Source organism: Amphritea opalescens, from assembly GCF_003957515.1.
GTDB classification, from domain to species: Bacteria; Pseudomonadota; Gammaproteobacteria; order Pseudomonadales; family Balneatricaceae; genus Amphritea; species Amphritea opalescens.
This window is the reverse complement of sequence record NZ_RQXW01000028.1, coordinates 1-23,098: the sequence shown is the minus strand read 5'-3', so window position 1 is coordinate 23,098 and position 23,098 is coordinate 1. Positions and strand designations below refer to the sequence as shown.

The following is a 23,098-nucleotide window of genomic DNA, read 5'->3' as shown; positions in this document are numbered from 1 at the left end:
AACTAAGCAATGAGGTGGGGAGCCCCTCTACACACGAAGTCAGAAAAACTGCTTCAAGGAGCGGGCGGCTTCCCCAGAAACGATTACCAATGATAAATAATCGTTGAGACTAAACATACAAGGAGCCGCCTCTGGCGGCGATCTGAGCTGGGTGATCAGTTGGATTTCGGGTTGGCATGGAATTAATCGCCTTGGTGCGGTTCGTTCCTCACCGGCACCCTACCAATAGGCACAAAAAAACGCACTCGAGGTGCGTTTTTATTGATCTACTGTTTAATCTAGACGCGGGTTACTTTATACACTGCTTTCAGCGCTTTAAGTTTACGCATGACTTTGGCGAGGTGTACTCGGTTTTTAACCGTTAGGTCTATGTGTACTGTATTGAGTGCATCATCGGTTTCGGTAATGTCTATTTTTAGCACATTAGCACTCACGCCAGAGGCGGTGGTTGCTAAAGTAGCAATCAGCCCACGTTCGGGTTCGACTTTGAGGTCCAGATTGACGATAAACTCATCATCAATGCTGTTGGACCATTCAAGATAAACACATTTCTCGGCATCATCTTTCATAAAGGCGATATTGCGACAGTCGGTGCGGTGAATAACCAGACCGCGACCAGTGCTGATATGACCGGTGATGCTGTCGCCGGGTATGGGGCCACAGCAGCGTGCATAGTGCAGCACCATGCCTTCGGTACCACGAATCGCTAATGCGGTTTTACCGGCCTCTACAGGCTCCTGAGCGTCGGTTTCCTGTAGCTCTACAGGACGAAGTCGACGCGCCACCACATAGGCCATTCGGTTGCCCATGCCAATATCTTCGAGTAACTCGTCGAGCGATTTTAATTCTGCTTCTTCTAGTAAGCTGGTGAGTGCTTCGGGATCAATCTCATCAAGGCTTGAGCCGTAGTTTGATAAGAACTGGGTGAGCAAGCGCCTGCCGAGTTCAATGGATTCACCGCGATGTTGTACCTTGATAAAGTGTCGGATGGCCGAACGAGCTTTACCGGTAATAACAAAGTTCAGCCAAGCCATATTGGGTTGTGCACTTGGGGTGGTAATGATCTCGACGGTCTGACCGCTATGCAGTGGTTGAGACAGCGGTGCTAAATGACGGTTGATGCGACAGGATACGCAGGAGTTGCCGATATCGGTATGCACGGCATAAGCGAAATCGACGGCGGTTGCACCCTGAGGCAGTTCGAAGATGCGTCCTTTAGGTGAGAAGACATAGACTTCATCGGGGAAGAGGTCGGTTTTGACGGTTTCGATAAACTCCATTGAGTTACCGGCCCGCTTCTGCATTTCCAGCAGCCCTTGAACCCATTTCCGTGCCCGATTATAACCATCGATCGCCGAACTTGAGTCGCCATATATTTTGTAATGACTGTGTTCGGCAATACCTTGGCTCGCTACCGCATCCATCTCTTTGGTGCGGATTTGAACTTCAATGGTGATGTCCCGTGTACCAAATAGATCGCTGTGAAGAGATTGATAGCCGTTTGCTTTAGGTATGGCGACATAATCTTTAAAGCGTCCTGGAACGGGCTTATAGAGATTATGGACGATACCTAGTGCGCGGTAACAGTCATCAACGGACTCGGTGACAATTCTAAAAGCAAATACGTCCATGATTTCAGCAAAGGATTTGCCTTTGGTTTTCATTTTGGTGTAGATGCTATAGAGGTGCTTTTCACGACCAGACACTGCGCCAGGCAGGCCTTCTTGTTCAAGTCGGTTGCGAATAGCTTCTTCGATGGAGGTGATGACGTATTTGCGTTGCCCGCGAGCCTGTACCACGGCGCGGCGAATATATTTGGCGCGCATGGGGTAATAGGATTGAAAGGCGAGGTCTTCAAGTTCTAGTTGTAGGTCTCGCATGCCTAAGCGGGCAGCGACGGGCGCATAGATGTCTAATGTCTCGCGGGCGATACGGCGCTGCTTCTCGGGAGGCATCGCTCCTAGTGTGCGCATGTTGTGCAGTCGGTCGGCAAGTTTAACCAGAATAACTCTGATATCCACCGCCATGGCTAATACCATTTTCTGGAAGTTTTCAGCCTGGGCTTCTGCGCGGGTTTCAAATTCGAGGTGGGTTAGCTTGCTGACACCATCAACAATGTCGGTAACAACTTTACCAAACTGGGCTTCTAGGCCGTCACGTGAAACAGCGGTATCTTCGATCACATCATGGAGCATGGAAGCCATTAGGCTTTGATGATCCATATGCATACCGGCGAGGATGGAAGCGACAGCTAGGGGGTGAGTGACATAAGGTTCGCCACTTTTACGACGCTGCCCGTCGTGGGCTTGTTCGGCATAAAAATATGCACGCCTGACTAGCTTGATCTGTTGCAGATCAAGGTATTCGGTCAGGCGGTCTGAAAGCGCATCAACAGTTGGCATCAATTACTCCTATGCCTCTAACGTAGCTAGGGGGTTCTAGACTACAAAACAACAGAAACTATAGTGATGATGCCTTATTTGGGCGGATTGAAAAAGAGTTAATCTTCTTCGCGTTCATCCAAGATGCTAACGTCGATAAATTTTTCGGCTATTTCGCGTAGAGCAACAACAGTGGGCTTGTCATTTTCCCACTCAACTTTAGGCTCTTGGCCGCCGGTTGCAAGCTGGCGAGCACGCTTAGACGCGATCATTACCAGTTCAAAACGGTTCTCTACATTTTCTAGGCAATCTTCAACAGTTACGCGTGCCATTTACGACCTCGGTTATATAGTTCAGTCATTTAGGTCAAATATGAGACCTGATTTTGATAGCCGGTCAGTCTACCTGAGTATTGCTATGCTGACAAGAGCTCGGCCAGCATAGTGGCGTGCTTTTGTTGTTGTGGTGCTAGCTTTAGGCGTTGAGCTGCAAAAACCGCCTGTAGTTCTTGTAGCGTCGCGTCGAAATCATCGTTGATCAGCAGGTATTGGTACTCGCCGTAATGACTCATTTCACTCATCGCTTCGGACATTCGGTGGTTGATAACCTCTTCTGAATCGGTTCCCCGGCCTGTTAAGCGTTTGCGCAGCTCGGTATTGGAGGGTGGCAATATGAATATCGAGGTGCATGCCGGCATCTGTTGACGTATCTGCTGCGCACCTTGCCAGTCAATTTCGAGAATGACGTCCATTCCCTGTTCCAGCTGTTTTTCAACCCAAAGCCTTGAGGTGCCGTATTTATTGGTGAAGACATCGGCATATTCTAGAAACTGCCCTTTGTCGATCATGGCATCGAAGGTAGCCATTGAGATGAAGTTATAATCTTGGCCATCGGTTTCGCCGGGGCGCATTGCTCTGGTTGTATGGGATACGGATACACGAACCTGTTTATCTTGTGCCAGCAGGGCTTTTACCAGACTGGTTTTACCGGCACCAGAGGGTGCAGAGATAACATACAGGGTTCCTAGCTGTGTCATAAGTCGTTTCGCTTTTTCGGGTGTCTATCACCGTTGAATACGGCGTCAATTTGAGGGAGAAGATTATAGCGCTTTTGCTAACATTAGAATATTACCCGAGAGAGGTATGCCATTCGTCGCGTGAAAATCGGTCGAGAGGTATGTGGGTAACGTTTGAAGAGGTATAGCAGTGACTAACACAGATCGACACCTATGTTAGTCACTCGATAGAGAGCTTAAAGTTTCATTCTAATGCGAACCAGCACTGACCAAACTCTTGGTGCAAGTTAGCAAAACTGAGCTGAAGTTCATTGAGATAGTCGCTGAGGGATTCATCCAACTCATGATTGTCCTGAGCGAGCAGCGCTTTCAGTTTCTCTATCTCTCCAATATCACAGGTCGGCAATAGGCTTACCGCGGTTTCAATTTGCTCAGCGCAGAAGCTGATGGAGCGGGGGAAATGCTTATCGTGTAATAAGAAGTCACAGACCTTGGTGCCCTCAACGGTGACACGCATCGTGCGCCGATAATTCATCGCGCCATCGCAGGAGCGTAGTACATTGCCCCAAATGATCTGCGAAGGGTCGATATCCTGCTCAATATCGGTGGTGTTTAATTGAGCGGTAATACCCGCATCGAGTATTCGGCTGGCCATATCGGCCCGCTCAAGGTTGCGACCTAAACGGATAAACTGCCAAGCGGCATCTTTGCTCATGTTATCCGCCAGCAACCCGTTGATCTGTTGGCAGGCTTTAATGACGGTATCGAGAAAACCGTGACGATTGGTGCGGTTGATGCCGTCACGAATATGCTCTGCAACATACATGCATAGCTCGTTAATCAGTTCCCATAGAGGGAGGGGCAAAACATCCCGGCTGGTGCGCACGTTTTCCCGCGCCATCTGTAGACTGGAAGCCATCGAGTTAGGGTTAGTGCTATCCGCGAGCAACAACTTAACGACGTTTTTTTCATCTTGAACGGTGTAGCGGGCATTAAAAACATCTTCGGATGAGTTGATAACGACGAGATTAAACCAACTGATATTGATCGCCCGAGGCAGGTCAAACAGCAGGTTGTCGTATACACCAACCATGCGGGCAGTATTTTCTGCCCGTTCGATATAGCGGGAGAACCAGTACATCCGTTCAGCAACTTTAGAAAGCATTAGTCTTTCTCCTCTACAATCCAGGTGTCCTTACTGCCGCCGCCCTGTGACGAGTTAACGACCAGAGAGCCTTTTTTCATCGCCACGCGGGTTAGGCCGCCGGTGGTGACATAGAGTTTTTTGCCCTGCAGGATAAAGGGGCGTAGATCGAGATGGCGAGGTTCCGGTGTGGAACCTATCAAGGTCGGGGCGGTGGACAGGCTAAGCGTCGGTTGACCGATATAGTTACGTGGCGATTTAATGATCAGTTCAGCGAACTGTTCCTGCTCTTTTTTGGTCGAATGGGGGCCGACTAACATGCCGTAGCCGCCGGATTCATTGGCTGGTTTCACGACCAATTTATCCAAGTTATCTAAGACATATTGGCGCTGTTCGGGATCGGAGCAGAGGAAGGTTTCAACATTCGGTAGTAGTGGTTCTTCATTGAGATAATAACGAATGATCGCGGGCACGTAGGCATAGATCACTTTGTCGTCGGCGACACCTGCACCTGGTGCATTGGCGAGCGCCACATTGCCGGCTTTCCACGCGCGCATTAGGCCGGGCACGCCGAGCATTGAATCCTCTCGGAAGATTTCGGGGTCGAGGAATTCATCGTCAATACGACGGTAGATCACATCGACGCGGTCTAATCCGCTGATAGTTTTCATGTAGACACAGTCATCATCTTCGACGACAAGGTCGCTACCTTCTACCAATTCGGCGCCCATTTGCTGAGCTAAAAACGCATGCTCAAAGTAGGCAGAGTTAAAAATCCCTGGGGTTAAAACGACAATTTCCGGCTGCGGGATATCCCGCGGCGATAACGATGCCAACATGTCGAATAGATGCGCAGGGTAATTATTGACCGGCAGAATCGAATCTTCGGAGAAGAGCTCAGGGAGAACCCGTTTAGTGATTTCTCGGTTTTCCAACATATAGGAAACGCCGGAAGGGACACGCAGATTATCTTCTAATACATAGAACTGACCATCTATGTCGCGGACGAGGTCGGTACCACAGATGTTAGCCCAAACGCCGTGGGGTGGTGTTACACCGACACATTCGGGGCGAAAGTTTTTCGATTTGAGCACGAGGTCGGCCGGGATAATGCCGTCATTGAGAATGTTTTGATCGTGATATAGATCGTTAATAAACATATTCAATGCTTTTAGGCGTTGTTTCAGGCCTTTGGCTGTTTTCTCCCAGTGGGTCGCCGAAATGGTGCGTGGGATGATGTCAAAAGGCCAGGCGCGATCAATATTGCCCTCTTCGGTGTAGACGGTGAAGCTGACACCCATCTCTTGGATGGTTGATTCAGCCATTTTTTTACGTTTATTGATCTCAGCTGTACTCATCGAGCCAAGGTAGTTTACCAGCCGGGTCGCAGGTTCTCTTGCTACGTGGTCATCTGCGATTAATTCATCATAAAAGTTGCCGGTGGAATACTCAGTCCAGTCGATACTCATGTAGATACCCTCGGTTCCATGAACCCTGTTGCACTGATCTTGTGCGGCCTTGTCAGGCTAAGTTAACCATGCCATATAATTGTGCAATATAGCATCAAAATTTATCCTAAACGGTTAAAAACACTTTGCGTTATAGGTTTAGCAATATACAGGCCACAAGGTCTTCAGCGTGTGATCTTTCCGGGATTAATAAAGTACTTTGAAATTAACACATTACATTTGTCGAAAGTATTAATCATAAGATTAACGTGGCGTATAAAGAATGTGTGTTTGTCACCCTTCATCATGCCAGTCTAGATCACAACAAAACACTTGCCACTGATTATCGATTTTTAGTGCCTGAGACAGGGTGATGCACATTTGTGAATCGGCGACAGAAAGATAGGGGTCGCTCACGATGGTGGTGCCCGGTTGTTCAAGCGCGCGGTGATGATAAGGACGGTGTGACCAGTTGCCCTTGTCACCGCATATGAGCGGGGCAAAGCGAAGTTGGATGCGCTGTCGATGGTGAAAAGCGTTGAGCGTGCTCTGGGTTTGGTAGCCGGATTCATCCAGCAGGAAGCAGCGAACCGCATGAGGGTTGCAGAAAATCTGTGCGCTACTCTGCTGCAGGTTTTGATGCGTTTTCAAGTCATCAAGGGCCAATTGGAAAAGACTTTCAATACGTTGCAGGCTGCTTGCCTTACTCTGTGATCGTTGGCTGCGTTGATGATGTTGATTGTGCAGCAGTTGATCAATGATATCGCAAGTATTGTTATCGGCCGTTAACAGAGGCGCAGGGCGAGCAAAATAAAAACCCTGCATCATATCCGCATTGGCAGCAATGGCGACCTCTGCTTCCCGTTCGGTCTCGACACCTTCCACGATCACTAAACTGCCGGTTTGGTGAAGCAGGGAGATGATACCCGACAGAATACGTTCGGCCCGCTTGCTTAAGGCCGCTTCGCGGATCAGGTTGCGGTCAAGTTTGACGATGTCGGGCTCCAACTGCCAGATACGATCAAAGTTAGAGTGTCCCGCGCCAAAATCATCGATGGCGATTAAGCAGTTAAGCTGGTGAAAATAATCTATAAAATGCTTTAGATAATCGATGTCCTGAACTTCTGTTTCAAGAATTTCGATGACGAGGCGGTGGGGGGACAAGCCTGACTGGGTTAACAGCTGCTGGGTAAAGCCGATTTCAGGCTGTTCGTTGAGTAGCGATTGGGCATCAAGGTTGACGAACAGCCACTCGTTATTGGCGCTCTGTGCGGTAAAGTTTTCGACATGTAAGGAGCGACACAGGCGGTCTAGCCCGAGCATCTCTTGGCTATTAGCGGGTAACGCGAGTAGTTCAGCCGGAGGGATAGCTAACCCCTGCGGTGAGGTTGCTCTGATCAGCCCTTCGTAGCCAATGGCTCGTCGGTGAGCGATACTGTAGATCGGTTGGAAATGACTCGCCAGACGGTGCCCTCTGTAGAGATTTGGCTGATCAGGCCGAGTGTTATCTCGGTGATTATATGAATGGTTCAGGGCGATATCAGGCACATCAGGTCCTCTTGGTTACTTGCTGTAAGTCCTTTAGCGCCGCATCGATCATCCCTAATAGATCACTAATCGCCATGGTGGCTTGTTCAAAGTACTGCTTGGCTTCTATCAGCGGGTGTCGCAGTCTAACAGTTCTTCCTCAAGACATAACAGTAAAGCGTTCACTGACGTTCAGTTTTTCAATGAAGCTGAACGCGGTGGCGGCAGCATCACTTTGTTGGGGGGCCTTACCGTTGTAAGTGCTGCTGTTGCTGATTGAATGCTTTGAGCGGTTATTGTCGTTGACGAGAAATGCCGGGTAGGTTATTCAGGCCATCGGTTGGTGCTCCTAGAAAGACAAAAGCCTCCGTCAGTCCTTGAAAGGAACTGTAGGAGGCTTCATTGCCAAGCAAAAAAATGATTGATCAACTCAAGCAAAAAACAAGCCGATAAAGGTTAACCGTTTGAATTAAAATGTGTTTAATTTCTTCATTCGTAGATCTGACTTTCGATAACGAATTTTAGTGTGAGAATAGCAGAAGGCGCACTTTATTGGTGCAGCTGTAATCTGCTTGTCATTATTACTTAATAAAGGCACATTAAAGTCGATATGTTCAGCATAACCGCGTCAATGATATTAATGGGATTAGGGCCTACTGAGTTTCCCCTTCAGCCGGGCAAAGGTCACCATGCTGTCATCGGCAGTCATATCGGGGTAGTCAGGATTGTTTGCGCGGAGTGTATAGCTGCCATCGATATTTTTCAGTACCCGTCGTAGCAGGTATTGGTTATCGCCGGATGCATCCTGTCGTTCGATCGTCACCACCTGGTTGCTGATGCTGCCGGCGCTTTGCGGTGTGATCTGTTCGAGTAGTAGATAATCACCATCATGGATGGGGTGTTTGCCGCCATTCATGGAATCCCCTGACGCCTGTGCGATAAAGTGGTGATCTGGGGATAAATGACCAAAGCCAGTAGGTGCCGGTAGGTATTCTTCGACATCGGCATGGCCTGTCTTGAAGTGGCCGCAGGCGATTTTAATATTAGGAAAGAAGGGGAGTTGAAGGGACTGTTCTAATGGCTGCTCTGACTGCGAGGGGAAATCTGTATTTGCTGCGATCCGTTTACTCTGGGCATACTGGCTCAGGCGCCAAGTGAGAATCTCTGCTGTCATCGCATTAAAGGTTGGTTGTTCTGCTGCATCTACGCTGGGTTGATAGTGCAAGAGCATATCCTCTTGAGCAAACCATTCGATGTTAGAGCCCTGTTCAGGGGTACACCAATGATGAATGGGCATCTTGCGCCAATGGTTAAGCCATACCCTGTCGCTCAGGCTGTCTAATGGCTGCAGGCTTGATGGTAGGTCTGCCAGCCATTCGGGATGTTGCAGAAACCACTGCTTAGCCCATTGCGCTAGTTGTGGTAGCGCTGTGGGTTGAGCCAGCGCTTGATGCTCTAGCAGTGTTTGCAGCAACACCAACTTGTATGATTTTGTGGTTTTGGTCATGGTGAGATCACGAAACCACTGGGCATGTTGCTCTAATATTTGAAGCTCATCATTGCTGGCATCGCCTTGCTCGTCAATAAACTCCCACCAACTGCCATAATTACGCCTTAGCTGACCCAGGTTGGCACCGCTATCCCAGAATGTTTCTAATGTTGGTCGTTGTTTGAGCGTTTGTTTGAGTGCCGCATAGTGTGTATCCAGTTTATCGACCACGAGGCTATCGAGAAACTGGATAAAGGCGAGGTCATAATTGACATAACAGCCATCAGGTAATAAATCGCTGGGGTGCTTGGCGGCTTCAACCAGTTGCTGACGAGTGGGTTTGTGCTGAAAGAGGGCGCCGAATAGCATTTCGGGGCGATTGAGGAAACTGTGGTGATTACCCACAAAATCCAGCACCGCTAAGGTTTCTTTACCAGGGCTTAGGCGCAACCCGCGACCTAGTTGTTGTAGAAACAGAATTTTGGATTCGGTTGGGCGCAGCATCATCACGGTATCTATCTGCGGTAAATCCACCCCCTCATTGAAGAGGTCGACAGAAAACAGTACCTGTATCTGCCCGTTCTCGAGTAATGCCAGCGCTTCGGAACGGGTCAGGTTTGATTCGGTATGCACGCTAGCTGTTGGCACCCCCTGTTGATTAAAAAATGCGGCCATATAATCGGCATGACGACGGGATGCGCAGAAGGCGAGGGTGCGGGCCTGTGATTTATCGCGCCACTCTTTTAAGACATGACGGCTGCGGCCTCGGGTGGCGAGCTGGGTGGATAGTTTTGTTGGATCGAAGCGGCCGTTACGCCACGGAATATGTTCATAATCGACTTCGCTATCAAAGATGCCGTAGTAGGAAAATGGGCAGAGTTGCTGGTCGTTGATACCGTCAAACAGGTCGCGGCGATAGACAAGGTTATGGTCACAAAGGCGCAGTATATCGGAGCCGTCGGTGCGGTCGGGCGTCGCGGTCAGCGCCAACATAAATCGCGGCTGGAAGTACGCTAATAGACGTTGATAACTACCGGCGGCGGCATGGTGAAATTCATCCACGACCATGTAATCAAAGTCATCTGGTGCGAATCGTTCAAGGTTCGCCATGCGGCCTAAGGTTTGTACCGAGGCGAATAGCAGGTCGTACTCCTCATCTTTCTGTTTGCCGGTGTAGCGGCCCACCCGCTTGTGAGGCAGAACAGAGAGAAAGGTTGCTTCGGCTTGCAGGAGAATCTCTTCACGATGAGCAACAAAGAGTACGCGCTTGGCATTAAATTGAGCGGCATCAAAGGCGGCTAGATAGGTTTTTCCCATCCCGGTTGCGAGCACCACGAGGCCTTTTTGCCAGCCCTGTTGTCGCGTGGTCATTAATGCTTGCAACGCCTCTGCCTGATGGGGTTTAGGCGTAGGTGCGTCGGGCACGGGTTCTTGCTCATCAACCGAGGCTGTATGGAGTGGAACGACCTTGCGCGCATGCTCATAGCGGCGCTGATATTGTTCAATCCAAGCAAAACTTAAGGGGCGAATTTGCGGTCGCTGTAGCAGTTGTTTGAACTGTTGCCGCACCTCTTCAAGCCGTTGTCCTGCGAGTGAGTCGGCATCATTGGGATAATCCAGATGGTAGTTCCATTCCAGGCCATCGGTTAATGCTTTGGCACTGATATTACTCGAACCGATAAACGCATCGGCGCTGATGAGTTCGTCCTGCTTTGAGCGTACAAAGATGTAGGCTTTTAAGTGAAAACTATCCGCTGAGCCGGTTTCAAAAACGCGCACATCCGCGCCGCGTTCGGCTAATAGCATGAGCTTTTTGAGTGCTGCTGGGTCGGTAATACAGAGATAATCGCTGGTCAGTAAGGTCAATCGCACATGACGCTTAGACTGCAAGGCGGCTTCGAGATCGCCAAAGATTAAATTGAGGCCGGTGGAACGAATAAAGGACACCGCGATTTCAATTTCAGTGGCGTGGGTGAGCGCACGACGAAGCGCTGGCAGCAGCTGTGGGCCATCACCTCCGGTCAGCAGGTACGGCGCACTCATACCGAGTGTCCGTGTTTCGGTCGCAGGCAGAGGGTTTTCCAATGGACGTCGTGACGCTGTAAGCAGTCGTTGGTTAACGCTTCGCTGAGGTCTTGTGTGCTGAGTGCTCGCTGTTGCGCGAGCGTCTCTAATTCTTCCGTGCTTACCGAATACATAGGACGCTGGGGATCGGATGGGCCAAAGCGCAGGGTAATAATCAGCATCCCTTTGGCGGATAAATAATCGCATAGGCGATGAAACGCGGCGGGACGTTGTTCGGGCTTGAGGTGCATCCAAACCGCCGACAAGAGAATAAGATCGTAGCCCTGTTCTGGACGTTTGAGCCCTTCTAGCGTGGGCAGTTGAGCATCGCTCCACGCAACCTTACTGCCTGTTTTGATCTGCCCTAGTTGGCGTAAATTCTGTGCGGGCTCAACGGCGGTTACCTGCCACCCCTGTTGTGTTAGCCAGAGGGCATCGCGGGCGCTGCCGGCGCCAATATCGAGGGCTAAACCGGCGGTTAACGACTTTAATAGCGGAGCCCAAGTTGCATGTACGTCTTGGGCGGCAACCGAATCGTATTGCGCTTGATAGTGGGTGGCATGCTGGTGGTAGTGTGAAATGGTTGGATCTGTCATGCCCGCTCCCTATTGAAAATCATCCTTTGCCGCACCCTCAGAGTATACACAAAAAGGCATATTTTCTGTTGGTGAGGATCAATGGATCATAGGCTGAGCGTGATTGAGTGTGGCGATCTATCTGTTAATTTTTACCACGGGGCGCACGGGGCAAGCCTTATCGACCATCATGGTTAGGACATCGCGTACGGCATCGGCGGTAAAGGGGACCTGTTTGATCTCCGGTGGAATAATCTGGCCGCTGGCGACATCACTCAATAACTGCTCACCCATGAAACGTAAGTGTTGCTGGGCACATAAGCTATTGGCTAGCCAAGCACCTTCGACTGAGACCACGCCTATGCTGGGTGATTTTTCAAAGAGCAGATCGGTATTGATATCCTGAAAGCCATTCAGACAGGCCATATGGCCTGAAAAACGTAGTCGTGTTAGATCTTCAGCGACGGTTTGTCCGCCTTGTGTATTGATGATGCAGTCAAAACCGCCAGGGCCTAGTTCACGTTTGATTTGAGCACAGACGTTCTCGGCATCGCAATCAAAGGCGAAGTCGGCCCCGAGTTTGGTTAAACGCTTATGGTGTTCTTTTTGCGCCACGGCAAACACCTGCGCACCTTTGAGTTTTGCATATTGCACCGCAAAGTGGGCAACGGCGCCTTGGGCGCTATTAATCGCGAGGGATTGGCCTTCATGAAGTTGAAGTTTCTCAACGGCTAACAGCGCCGCCATACCTGCGTTAGGCAGGGCCACGGCAATATCGCTGGGCACAGCCTCTGGGACTTCAGAGACGGCGTAATTGGGCACCACCGCATACTCTTTGAGCATCCCCTGTTCCGCGAGGCTGACGTTAAATAGCACCCGAGAACCTTGGCTGGGGAATACCCCTTTGGCGGCATGGATGACCGTGCCCACCGCGTCAAGGCCGAGAATATGGGGGTATTGCCAGAGGCTAAAACCGTCTCTGGCAAAGCGGGCATCAAGATGGTTAAGCGCCACATATTCAATCGCAACCAGGAGTTGGTTCTCCTGGGGGACCGGCATTGGGTGCTTAGTCATCTGCAAGTCAAAGTCTAGGCCGCACTGGCGGAGCTCTAAAGCGTTCATGGTCGTTGCTGACATCTTGATCTTACCCCTCCATATTGGGTTTAAAGGGCGAGCATTAGTTGCTCGCTAATAACGCGTTTGACCACTGTCCACTGAGTTCACTGTAAACATTGACGCCAGCACTAAGCCATTGATTACGAATGGTCATTTGAGCTTGTTCTGCTATTAGAACATCTTGCCGTGCATCCAACAAATCGAGGTAGGCGAGTTGGCCTTCCTGATATTCGCTGTTCGCTTGGCGATAAGCTTGCTGTGAGGCATTGACTCGGGCCTTGGCAAAGGTCAATTGTTGCTTCGATTGGACGAGCGAGCGCAGTGAAAACTCAGCGGTCGATAATACCTGGGTTAGGGTCTGTTTGTAGGCATGATAGTTGGCTTCACTCAGTGCGGTTTGTGCATCAAGCTGGGCGAGCAACTGCGGATAACTAAACAGTGACCAGCTCAATGTTGGCATCACCTGCCAATCGGACTGGGTGTTGTTAAAGTTTAGCCCCGGCGCGCTGATAACCCCGGCAAAGGCGGATAAACTGATGTCGGGATAGAGCGCCCGTTCGGCACTTTTAGCCAGTTGGCTCTGCTGCGTTAACCGCGCCAAGGCGGATTGCACATCACCACGGTTCATTAAGGCATCCACGGGGGACTGCACGGCGACGTCAATCGCGAGTTGGTCATATTGGGCTGCACTAATCGGTGTTAGATCGAGCTCATGGGCTTGTTTGTCCAGCAGTACCGCGAGGGTCTGCTCAACTTGTGCCTGCTCTGTAGCAACTTGTGGCAGTTGCTGCTTGAGCTCAAAGTATTGAGACTTGGTGCGGTTTAGCTCGAGTTCGGTGGCGATACCCTCCTGTACTTGCACCTGCAAAATAGCCAGGCTGTCCTCCAGTGCTTGTAGCTGGTGGTGGGTTAAATCTAACCGTAAACTTTGGTTTTGCCACTGCAGATAGCTGCGCACCGTGCTGCTGACCAGTTCGCCTGCCATATTTTGATATTGCCCCTGCTGGTCTTGGGCGGCGGCTTCGGCGGCAGCACTCAGTGCGTCAATACGACCAGATAAATCCAACTGCCAACTGAAGTTGGTCAGCCCGGTGGTGTATTCACTGGTTTTACCATTAGGGTTGAGTGTGCTGGTGGCATTGCCGCGTACCCCAGTAACATCTAGGCTGCCCTGCGGCCATAATGACCGCTGTTGGTCGGTGAGTTGCGCCAAGGAGGCACGCAGACGCGCCGCCGAGACTTTGAGGTTTTGGTTACGGTTTAACGTTTGTTCTACTAAACGATTGAGTTGCGGGTCATTCAGTTGCTGCCACCACGCAAGTTCGCTCTGCGGGTTGATATTCCCCACCATCGTGTCTTGATCTATCTGGGTGATAAATTGTGCGGTGGCTTGGGCTTTCTCCTGTTCTAACGGGGCGCCTGCGCACCCAGCTAGCACCGCCAATGTCAGAGATGAAATGGTCAGTTTAATCGGATTCATCTTACTGCTCCTTAGGCGTGATCATACGATAGAAAACCGGGGTGAATAGTAGACCGAAGAGGGTCACACCAATCATCCCAAAGAAAACCGCGTTACCCATCGCTTGGCGCATCTCTGCACCGGCACCGGTGGCTAACACCAGCGGAATAACCCCGGCGGTAAAGGCGATCGATGTCATGAGAATCGGCCGCAGACGTAAGCGACAGGCTTCTATGATGGCCTCTAACGGTGTTGCGCCTTTTAGCTGCTTATCGCGGGCAAACTCCACCATTAAGATGGCGTTTTTCGACGCCAGTGCCACTAAGACAATCAATGCGACCTGAGTGAAGATGTTGTTATCGCCTCCCAGCATATAGACCCCAGCCAAGGCGGAGAAGATCGTCATCGGTACGATAAGAATAATCGCCAGTGGTAAGCGCAGGCTTTCATACTGTGCCGCTAACACCATGAACACTAATAGCACCACCAGTGGGAATACATACACCATGGTGTTACCGGCAAGGATCTGCTGGTAGGTCACCTCGGTCCATTCATAGGTGATGCCCTCGGGGAGGGAGTCACTCAATACCTGCTCAATCGCGTCTTTCGCTTGGTCTGAGCTGTAGCCGGGTGCAGGGCTGCCATTCAGTTCGGCGGTTGGGTAGCCGTTATAGTGCTGCACGCGATCGGGGCCCGTGGTTGATTCAACGGTGACGACGGAGCCGAGTGCGACCATGTCGCCGGTGGCGTTGCGCAGTTTAAGATTCAAAATCTGCTCGCGCTTGCTACGGTACTGGGCATCCGCTTGGGCATTCACCTGGTAGGTGCGACCAAACATGTTGATATCGTTAACATATGCCGAGCCTAGATAGACCTGCAATGTGGTGAACACATCGTCCAAGGCGATGCCCTGAATGAGCGCCTGTTCACGGTCGATATTGATATCCATCTGCGGCACTTGAATACGGAAGCTTGAGAACAAACCGGTTAAGGCCGGATTCTTCTGTGCTGCCGCGATAGTGCCCTGCAAGGCGTTAAAGAGCGACTCAAAGCCTTTGTTACCCCGATCCTCTAACTGCAACTTAAAACCACCGGTACTACCAAGACCTAAAATTGGTGGTGGAGGGAAGACCGCCACAAAGGCTTCATCAATGGCGGTAAAATGTTGGTTTAGTTGCATGGCAATCGCATTGGCAGACTTGCTGGGGTCGGCGCGATTAGAAAAATCATCGAGGCTGACAAAGATAACGCCACTGTTGGTGCTATTCGCAAAGCCGTTGACGGATAAACCAGGGAACGCCACGGTATGGGCAACACCCGGTACCTCTAGCGCAATTGCTTGCATCTGTTCAACGACCGATTGGGTCCTATCGAGACTGGCTGCATCCGGTAGTTGCGCGATGGCGACGAGGTATTGCTTGTCTTGTTGCGGAATAAAACCACCGGGCACGGCGTTAAATAAACCGACCGTTGTGCCGACTAAACCGAGGTAAACCACCGCTACCACAATGCTGAGACGGATCAGCTTTTTAACTAAGGCTTCATAGCCTTTTGCGCTGCTCTCAAACAGGCGGTTAAAGGGGTTGAATAACCAGCGGCCGAAGAGTGCGTTGAGCACCTTAGTGAGTTTGTCATCGGGGGCGTCATGGGGTTTTAATAATAGGGCAGACAGTGCCGGTGACAGTGTTAGTGAGTTAAAGGCTGAGATCAGTGTGGAGATAGTGATCGTTAGCGCAAACTGTTTGTAGAACTGACCCGATAGTCCAGTAATAAAAGCGGTTGGAATAAACACGGCACAAAGAACAAACGCAATGGCGATAATGGGGCCTGTGACCTCACTCATCGCAATTCGAGTCGCCTCGAAAGGGCTGTGGCCGTTGCTGATATTACGTTCGACGTTTTCGACAACGACGATGGCGTCATCCACAACGATTCCGATAGCCAGTATTAAACCAAATAAAGATAGAGTATTAATCGACACCCCTAGCAGTTGCATGACAGCAAAGGTACCAATCAGGGATACCGGCACAGAGATCAGTGGAATGATGGAAGCTCTCCACGTTTGTAAGAACAGCACTACTACCACAACGACCAGCAAGATGGCTTCGATCAGTGTTTTGATTACCGCATCGATAGACCCCTGGACAAAGACGGTCGGATCATAAGCGATCTCATATTCCATCCCTGCAGGGAACTTGGTTGCTAGGCGTTGCATGGTCGCGCGAACGTTGTTTGATAGCTCAATCGCATTAGAACCGGGGCGCTGGAAGACGGGCATCGCCAGTGCGGCTTTGTTATCGAGCATGGCCCGTAGAGCATAGCTTTCTTGACCCAGTTCAATGCGGGCAACATCGCTTAGGCGCGTGATTTGTCCACTGTCACCGACCCGTAAAACTACCTTTTCAAACTCTTCGATGCTTTCTAAACGGCCTTTAACATTGAGTAACACCTGAAACTGATTGTCGCTTGCCGAGGGCTGAGCGCCCAAAGAACCGGCAGCAACCTGTTGGTTTTGTGCTTTGAGCGCGGCGATCACATCACCGGCTGTTAGGCTGCGTTCTGCCAAGGCGTCGGGGTTAAGCCAAACGCGCATCGAGTATTTTGACCCGCCAAACAGACGCAGATCACCCACGCCCGGCAGGCGTTTCAATTCATCTTGGATATAGAGGTCGGCGTAGTTGGCCATGTAGGCGGTATCGAGACTGTCATCCGGTGAAAATAAATGCACCACCAAGGCTAAGTTAGGAGATGATTTTTCTGCGGTGACACCGAGTCGCTGTACCTCTTCTGGCAAACGGGGCAGGGCGTTACTGACACGGTTTTGAACCTGAACCTGAGCTTGGTCTAAATTGGTTCCCAGCGCAAAGGTCACCGTGAGGGTTAGGCGCCCGTCGCTGGTGGCTTGTGATGAGTGGTACAGCATGTTTTCTAAGCCGTTCATCTCTTGCTCAAGAGGGGTGGCGACGGTCTCGGCGATGATTTTTGGGTTCGCACCAGGGTAGGTCGCACTCACGACCACGGTTGGAGGGACCACTTCAGGGTATTCACTGACCGGCAGTTGAAACAGTGAGATACCACCGGTGATCACGAAGATCAGTGATAGCATGGCCGCAAAGATCGGCCTACTGATGAAAAAGTGTGAAAAGTTCATAGTGTTCTCTTAGGGTGCAACGCTGAGTAGAGTGGTGCTTGATGGTTTTTGATTGAGCACAAATTGAGTGTTGGCAAAATCAAAACTGACTTCGTTCGGAGTAATCGGCATACCTGGGCCTACGCGGGCAGGGCCGTTAGCAGCAACCCGATCGCCTTGCTCAAGGCCTGCGGTGATAGCGCGGTAAGCACCATAGCGATCGCCTAGTTCGACCAAGCGGTATTGCAGGGTATTGTTACTATCGACCACTAAGACAAAGCGGTTCTTTAGATCGGTACCGATGGCACGTTCCGGCACAATCGCCATACTCTTGGCGTCCTGAGCGGCCAAGGATACGCGGGCAAAGGCGCCGGGTTTTAGGTTGTATTGCTGAGCATCAAAGACGCCACGAATGCGTAATGTGCCGGTAGTTGGATTGATTTCGTTATCAATAAAATCAACGTAACCTCGAACGGGTTGGTGAGCACTTACTGATTCGAGACTGACGCCTAGATGGTCTTGTGCTTTCACATCGATAAAGTAGTCGTTCCAAGTGCGCTCATCAATATCAAAGTAAGCGTAGACTTTATCGTTGGAAACCAGGGTCGTTAAGGTGGTTTGCCCCGCCGTCACAAAGTTGCCCTGGGTGGCAATTGCGCGGGATATTATGCCGGAGATTGGCGCTTCCACTTGGCTAAATTCCAAATCTAACTTAGCCGATTGAAGCTGCGCGATAATGGCGTTACGTCCGGCGATGGCTTGGCGTAGCGTTGCATCACGTTGATCCGCCTGCTCTGCCGACATCGCATTTTTAGCCAGCAACCGTTTGGCACGTTTCGATTCACCTTTCGCCTGCTCAAGGGCGGCTTTAGCACTAGCGAGTTGCGCTTCAAGACTATCAACCTGAGCTTTAAAAGGACGGGAATCGATACTAAACAGAACTTGCCCCTGTTGAACGCGTTCACCCTCTTGAAATAACACTTCATCAATCTGACCCGATACGCGTGGTTTTAATACCACCCGTTGAGGGGCTTCAAGGCGAGTGGTAAAGGTGTGCCAAGTTTGTACTTGTTTCACCTGTACATCAGCCACATCAATCGTCAGTGGCGGTTGTTGCACTTGCTGTGCGCTAGGCTGTTCACAGCCGGTCAGTAGCGCGGCCAATGCAACAGCACTGAGTGTGTAGCTAATTTTTTTCATGAGGATCTCCAGTAAAAGTGAGTGCGTGGATCGTACGCACTGTCAGTGCAGATAAAAATAGTATTTTTTTACTAAGATTAGTGCCAAAATTGCACCAATGATCGAATCTTTATGAGAGTAAGTCGTGGATACAACCAGTCGGTTAATTATGCTGCTTGAAGTGGTGGAGCAAGGCTCATTTGCGAAAGCGGCAGAGCTGAGAAATATCGACCGTTCGGTGGTGTCAAAGCAGATCGGTAAGCTCGAAGATGATTTAGGGGTGCGCCTACTGAACCGCACGACACGCTCCTTTTCATTGACGGCGGCCGGCGCAGAGATGGTGAAAAAGGCGGTGGAGCTACGGCTGCTGCTACAGGATACGGTGCAACTGGCCGAGAACTATCATCAGGAACCCCGCGGTTTATTACGCATTACCGCGGCCAGTTATATCGGTAAGCATTACTTAGTGCCGGTGATTAATGATTTTCAAAAGCGTTTTCCTCAGGTGAGTATCGAGTTACGTCTCGATGATCGACTCGTGGATATGGTGGCTGAAGGGTTTGATTTGGCTTTTCGTGTGGGTGAACCACGGGATTCATCCCTGATTGCGCGAAAAATTGGCCGGAACCGACTGCTGATACTCGCGACTCAGGCGTTTATCGATACCTTTGGTGAGCCAAAAACCATGGCCGACCTCGCCGAGTTACCCGCCGCCGCTTATAGCAACACCCACTTTCGTTATGAATCTATTCATTACCTCGATGATACGGGGCAGCCTCAGGACCTCGATATTAAACCGATCTTTCGCGCGAATGATGCCGAAGTGCTGATGGGCAAAGTGCTGTCGGACACCGCTTTTTTTATTGCGCCTACGTTTCTGTTTGCCGATAAAGTGGATATCAGCCGATTTATACCTTTACTGCCCCAGGTGCAGTTGCCCGAAGAGAAGCCCGTCTATGCGGTCTATCCCCATCGCGATCTACCCGTACGTACCCGTCTGTTTTTAGATGCCGTACGCCATTATATCGGCGATCCCATTCCCCGTTGGGAGCGGAACGTTGCCGGTTTAGAAGAAGCGGCAACAACCTAAACTGAAGAGCGTCTGTCCTAGTACTTAGCCTGAAGATCAGTTTGCTCGGTTATCAACGGCTGATAATATAGTCGGGCACGCTGAAAACGTTGGGGAAGTACAATTTAGTAGAGATGCGCAAGTCACAAAATGGATTAGCGGTGAAACTGCAATATCAATCGATGCTGTGCTTAATCCAGTCATCAGAATAAAAGGGACTTTTATGCAGCAGATTGGCATTTATGAACAGTTAATCACGCAATTAATTGAGAGAAAATTAGATCGTGAGCGCTTTTATATTGGCGAGCGTGAGTTAAATAGCAGCGAAGCTTCGATTTGGCTGTCTCGTTTTTTATCCAGCATCCTTGAGCATGTCATTGATGCGATACCTGCCAGTGATGACCGTCTCCAGCAGCAAATTAACTTTTCCAATCAATTATTACTGTGGCTAAAAGATAAGATCCAAGATAAAAGTTTTATCGAAGATAATTTACTCGCAAGCCAAGGCAAAATTCTAACTGCGTTATATGAGTTAGAGAACCCAGTCGCTACCGATCTAAAAAAATACATTGATGAGCTATTTCCCCTAACGGGTTTAACCCAAAGCGAACTATTTTGTGGTAGTAATGCCGGATTATCCCTTGAGTCTGAACTGAAAAGAGAGATCTTATCGGCGGATAAGATTTACTGGCTGGTGTCCTTTATCAAATGGGCTGGAATTCGGATTTTTCGTAAGGAGCTAGAATCCTTTACCTCGAGCGGTCGTGAGTTAAAAATCATTACTACGTCTTACATGGGCGCCACCGACGCGAAAGCGGTGGAATATTTGGCAAGGCTACCCAATACCGAAGTAAAACTCAGCTACAACACCGAGCGGGAGCGTTTGCATGCGAAAAGCTATCTGTTTTTGCGTAATACGGGTTTTCATACGGGGTATATAGGATCATCCAATCTCTCCCATTCTGCCCTGACCAATGGTTTAGAATGGAACTTAAAAATCACTTCCCAAGAAATTCCCCACATTATTAGTAAATCATTGAGTACTTTTGAGACTTACTGGGCGTCCAATGATTTCGAGGTGTTTAGCGGTGATGCGAGCAGCACCGAAAAGTTGAAAAGAGCATTGAGGCAGCAGCGTGGTGAGGCTGGGGCGAGTTCGACGCACTTTTTCGATATCACTCCGTTTCCCCATCAAAGTGAAATTTTAGAGCAACTTTCGGTTGAGCGCAGTGTTCATCATCGTTTTCGTAATCTCGTTGTGGCCGCCACAGGTACAGGAAAGACGCTTATTTCTGCTTTTGATTTTGTTCGTTTTCTTAAGACAAAGGCGGATGCGAAATTCTTGTTTGTGGCACACCGTGAAGAAATACTGCAACAAGCGAGATCGGCTTATCGTGGCGTATTACGTAATGGCAGTTTTGGTGAGCTTTGGGTCGGTGGTCATACTCCGGAACATTACCGCCAACTGTTTGTCTCGATTCAGACCCTTAATAATCAATTAGAGCAATTAAACCTCACTCCAGATTATTATGATTATATTGTTATTGATGAAGTACACCACATTGCGGCAAGCAGTTATCGCTCGATATTAGCCCACTTCGAGCCTGAGATTTTACTTGGTTTAACGGCAACCCCAGAGCGCCACGATGGTGGTGATGTTTTAAGTGATTTTGGCGGCGTCATTGCCGCTGAAATTCGCTTGCCCGAAGCCATCAATCGACGACACCTATGCCCGTTTCAGTACTTCGGTATTGATGACGATACCGACTTGCGCAGCATTTCGTGGAATCGTGGGCGCTATGATATCGCGCAGCTCACTAATCTTTATACTCATAACCAAGCGCGTTTCGATAAAATACTGCTGAGTTTGCAGGAGATTGTCACCGATATAAGTCAAATGAAAGCCTTGGCGTTTTGTGTCAGTCGGGATCATGCTCAATATATGGCGCGCCAGTTTTTGTTAAAGGGCGTTAAAGCCGATGTGTTGACCAGCGATAACAGTCATGAACGCCAACAAAAACAGCAAGCGATTCGCACAGGTGTCATTAACGTGCTTTGTGTGGTGGATATTTTTAATGAAGGTGTCGATATTCCCGAAGTCGATACTTTGCTGTTTTTACGACCAACAGAAAGCTTAACCATCTTCTTGCAGCAACTTGGGCGTGGTTTACGTTTGGCTGAAAATAAAGAATGCTGCACCGTATTGGATTTTGTAGGTAATTCACGCCCTGAGTATGACTTTGCGAATAAATTTAGAGCCTTAGTGGGTAAAAGCCCAAGGGCGATCACTGATGAAATCAAACAGGGGTTTCCTCATGCGCCACTTGGTTGTCGTATTGAGCTGACAAAGCGCACCCAAGACATGGTGCTGAGCAATATTCGTCAAGCCTCGTTAACGTTGAAACGGCTGGTGGGTATGATTAGGCAGTTTCCGCAGCATTCAACATTGCCATTAACGCTGACGAATTTCTTAGCACAGCATCCCCATCTCGACCTTAATGAACTCTACAAGCGCGGTGGTTGGGCAGAGCTCGTGTCTAAGTCACAAGATCAGGTCAAAGAAAGTACAGTGGGTGACACTGCGCAAAAGGTGATACGAAAAGCGATCCATAACCGTATTTTGACCTGTGATGATCACGCTTATCTAAGTTTCTTAAGGCAGCTGTGCCAAACGAATTTTTCAATAAAAGAGGGGGATAACCGACAAGCACTAATGTGTCATTATGATTTTTGGCAAAAAACAGGACCAGAGTTAGGGTTCGATTCACTGGCACAGAGTCTTGCTAGGTTAAATCAGCTCGGTATCGCTGCAGAGCTGTTAGAAGTCGTCGATTGGCAGATCGCGAATATCAAACATGAGCAGCCGTTCATAGAGCATTTACCCGGTGTACCCCTTAGACATCATGCCCGTTACGCTCGAGAACAGATATTAGTCGCATTCGGTGCGACAACGTTTAAACGACAGCCTCCCGCACGAGAGGGCGTTTTTGTGATTAAAGAGCAAAACATCGAGCTGATGTTTGTCACTTTAGATAAAAACGAAAAGCAGTTCTCGCCAACCACCATGTATCACGACTACGCTATCAATGAGCATCTGTTCCATTGGCAATCGCAAAATAGTGCAAGACCTGATCGAGGTCGTGGTCAGGAATACGTGCAGCATCAAAAAATTGGTAAGCGTCTGTTTTTATTTGTACGTGAGCAAACCAAAGATGAATACGGCCGTACTATGGGTTTTGTTAATTACGGTGAAGTTGAATATGTTTCACATACCGGATCTCAACCTATGAGTATTACGTGGCAACTTAAAACACCGATGCCACACTTTATGTGGCAACAAGCTGCTAAATTGGCGGTTGGATAACCATCATGGATGCGCGAATTCAACACCGAAGTGCGACACAACTATGCAACCTGAAGCAGCTCCCGAAAGACGGCTTCTGGCTGCCTAAATCCAAGGCACTTTCTTGGTCTTAAATTCAATCTTTTCTCTGCTCGTCGC

At 49.6% G+C, this 23,098-nt stretch carries 14 protein-coding genes; 2 read left to right on the top strand and 12 right to left on the bottom strand.

Features of this window, described 5'->3' with window-relative positions; genetic code table 11:
* Window positions 1-278: 278 nt before the first annotated feature.
* From EH243_RS18145 to EH243_RS18090, 12 genes are all read right to left on the bottom strand, one after another.
* Window positions 279-2,402, bottom strand: coding sequence for a RelA/SpoT family protein (locus EH243_RS18145; protein WP_126160075.1), 2,124 nt, complete (start codon window positions 2,400-2,402; stop codon window positions 279-281).
* A gap of 98 nt (window positions 2,403-2,500) precedes the next feature.
* On the bottom strand, window positions 2,501-2,713 hold the full coding sequence (gene rpoZ / locus EH243_RS18140; RefSeq protein WP_126160074.1) for a DNA-directed RNA polymerase subunit omega: 213 nt from the start codon (window positions 2,711-2,713) through the stop codon (window positions 2,501-2,503).
* A gap of 83 nt (window positions 2,714-2,796) precedes the next feature.
* A complete protein-coding gene (gene gmk, locus EH243_RS18135; protein WP_126160073.1) occupies window positions 2,797-3,417 on the bottom strand; it encodes a guanylate kinase in 621 nt (206 codons plus the stop codon).
* 223 nt (window positions 3,418-3,640) lie between these two features.
* Window positions 3,641-4,561 (bottom strand): alpha-E domain-containing protein, encoded by a 921-nt coding sequence (locus EH243_RS18130; protein ID WP_126160072.1) that lies wholly within the window; start codon window positions 4,559-4,561, stop codon window positions 3,641-3,643.
* A complete protein-coding gene (locus tag EH243_RS18125; protein ID WP_126160071.1) occupies window positions 4,561-6,009 on the bottom strand; it encodes a circularly permuted type 2 ATP-grasp protein in 1,449 nt (482 codons plus the stop codon). Before EH243_RS18125 ends, EH243_RS18130 begins: the two co-directional genes overlap by 1 nt.
* Window positions 6,010-6,282: 273 nt before the next feature.
* Window positions 6,283-7,536 carry a sensor domain-containing phosphodiesterase gene (locus tag EH243_RS18120; RefSeq protein WP_206441663.1) on the bottom strand — a complete coding sequence of 418 codons (1,254 nt, stop codon included), beginning with the start codon at window positions 7,534-7,536 and terminating at the stop codon, window positions 6,283-6,285.
* Between the two features lie 625 nt (window positions 7,537-8,161).
* Window positions 8,162-11,047 carry a DEAD/DEAH box helicase family protein gene (locus EH243_RS18115; protein WP_126160070.1) on the bottom strand — a complete coding sequence of 962 codons (2,886 nt, stop codon included), beginning with the start codon at window positions 11,045-11,047 and terminating at the stop codon, window positions 8,162-8,164.
* Window positions 11,044-11,664: a class I SAM-dependent methyltransferase gene (locus EH243_RS18110; protein ID WP_126160069.1), complete on the bottom strand. Its 621-nt coding sequence runs from the start codon at window positions 11,662-11,664 to the stop codon at window positions 11,044-11,046. Before EH243_RS18110 ends, EH243_RS18115 begins: the two co-directional genes overlap by 4 nt.
* Window positions 11,665-11,781: 117 nt before the next feature.
* Window positions 11,782-12,780: a zinc-binding dehydrogenase gene (locus EH243_RS18105; protein WP_206441661.1), complete on the bottom strand. Its 999-nt coding sequence runs from the start codon at window positions 12,778-12,780 to the stop codon at window positions 11,782-11,784.
* A gap of 40 nt (window positions 12,781-12,820) precedes the next feature.
* Window positions 12,821-14,239, bottom strand: a complete 1,419-nt coding sequence (locus EH243_RS18100; RefSeq protein ID WP_126160067.1) for an efflux transporter outer membrane subunit — start codon at window positions 14,237-14,239, stop codon at window positions 12,821-12,823.
* A gap of 1 nt (window position 14,240) precedes the next feature.
* Window positions 14,241-17,369 carry an efflux RND transporter permease subunit gene (locus EH243_RS18095; protein WP_126160066.1) on the bottom strand — a complete coding sequence of 1,043 codons (3,129 nt, stop codon included), beginning with the start codon at window positions 17,367-17,369 and terminating at the stop codon, window positions 14,241-14,243.
* Window positions 17,370-17,378: 9 nt separating this feature from the next.
* Complete coding sequence (locus EH243_RS18090) at window positions 17,379-18,548, bottom strand: efflux RND transporter periplasmic adaptor subunit (RefSeq protein ID WP_126160065.1); 1,170 nt, start codon at window positions 18,546-18,548, stop codon at window positions 17,379-17,381.
* A gap of 124 nt (window positions 18,549-18,672) precedes the next feature.
* On the opposite strand from EH243_RS18090, the gene EH243_RS18085 reads away from it, so the two are divergent.
* A complete protein-coding gene (locus EH243_RS18085) occupies window positions 18,673-19,617 on the top strand; it encodes a LysR family transcriptional regulator (RefSeq protein ID WP_126160064.1) in 945 nt (314 codons plus the stop codon).
* A 202-nt stretch (window positions 19,618-19,819) separates the two neighbouring features.
* On the top strand, window positions 19,820-22,960 hold the full coding sequence (locus EH243_RS18075; RefSeq protein ID WP_126160063.1) for a DEAD/DEAH box helicase: 3,141 nt from the start codon (window positions 19,820-19,822) through the stop codon (window positions 22,958-22,960).
* Window positions 22,961-23,098 lie beyond the last annotated feature (138 nt).

Coding starts and splice junctions, on each gene's coding strand:
- EH243_RS18125 (WP_126160071.1), bottom strand. CDS start 6,009: ATGAGTATCGACTGGACTGAGTATTCCACCGGCAACTTTTATGATGAA.
- EH243_RS18110 (WP_126160069.1), bottom strand. CDS start 11,664: ATGACAGATCCAACCATTTCACACTACCACCAGCATGCCACCCACTAT.
- EH243_RS18090 (WP_126160065.1), bottom strand. CDS start 18,548: ATGAAAAAAATTAGCTACACACTCAGTGCTGTTGCATTGGCCGCGCTA.
- EH243_RS18075 (WP_126160063.1), top strand. CDS start 19,820: ATGCAGCAGATTGGCATTTATGAACAGTTAATCACGCAATTAATTGAG.
- gmk (WP_126160073.1), bottom strand. CDS start 3,417: ATGACACAGCTAGGAACCCTGTATGTTATCTCTGCACCCTCTGGTGCC.
- rpoZ (WP_126160074.1), bottom strand. CDS start 2,713: ATGGCACGCGTAACTGTTGAAGATTGCCTAGAAAATGTAGAGAACCGT.
- EH243_RS18100 (WP_126160067.1), bottom strand. CDS start 14,239: ATGAATCCGATTAAACTGACCATTTCATCTCTGACATTGGCGGTGCTA.
- EH243_RS18145 (WP_126160075.1), bottom strand. CDS start 2,402: ATGCCAACTGTTGATGCGCTTTCAGACCGCCTGACCGAATACCTTGAT.
- EH243_RS18130 (WP_126160072.1), bottom strand. CDS start 4,561: ATGCTTTCTAAAGTTGCTGAACGGATGTACTGGTTCTCCCGCTATATC.
- EH243_RS18105 (WP_206441661.1), bottom strand. CDS start 12,780: ATGTCAGCAACGACCATGAACGCTTTAGAGCTCCGCCAGTGCGGCCTA.
- EH243_RS18115 (WP_126160070.1), bottom strand. CDS start 11,047: ATGAGTGCGCCGTACCTGCTGACCGGAGGTGATGGCCCACAGCTGCTG.
- EH243_RS18095 (WP_126160066.1), bottom strand. CDS start 17,369: ATGAACTTTTCACACTTTTTCATCAGTAGGCCGATCTTTGCGGCCATG.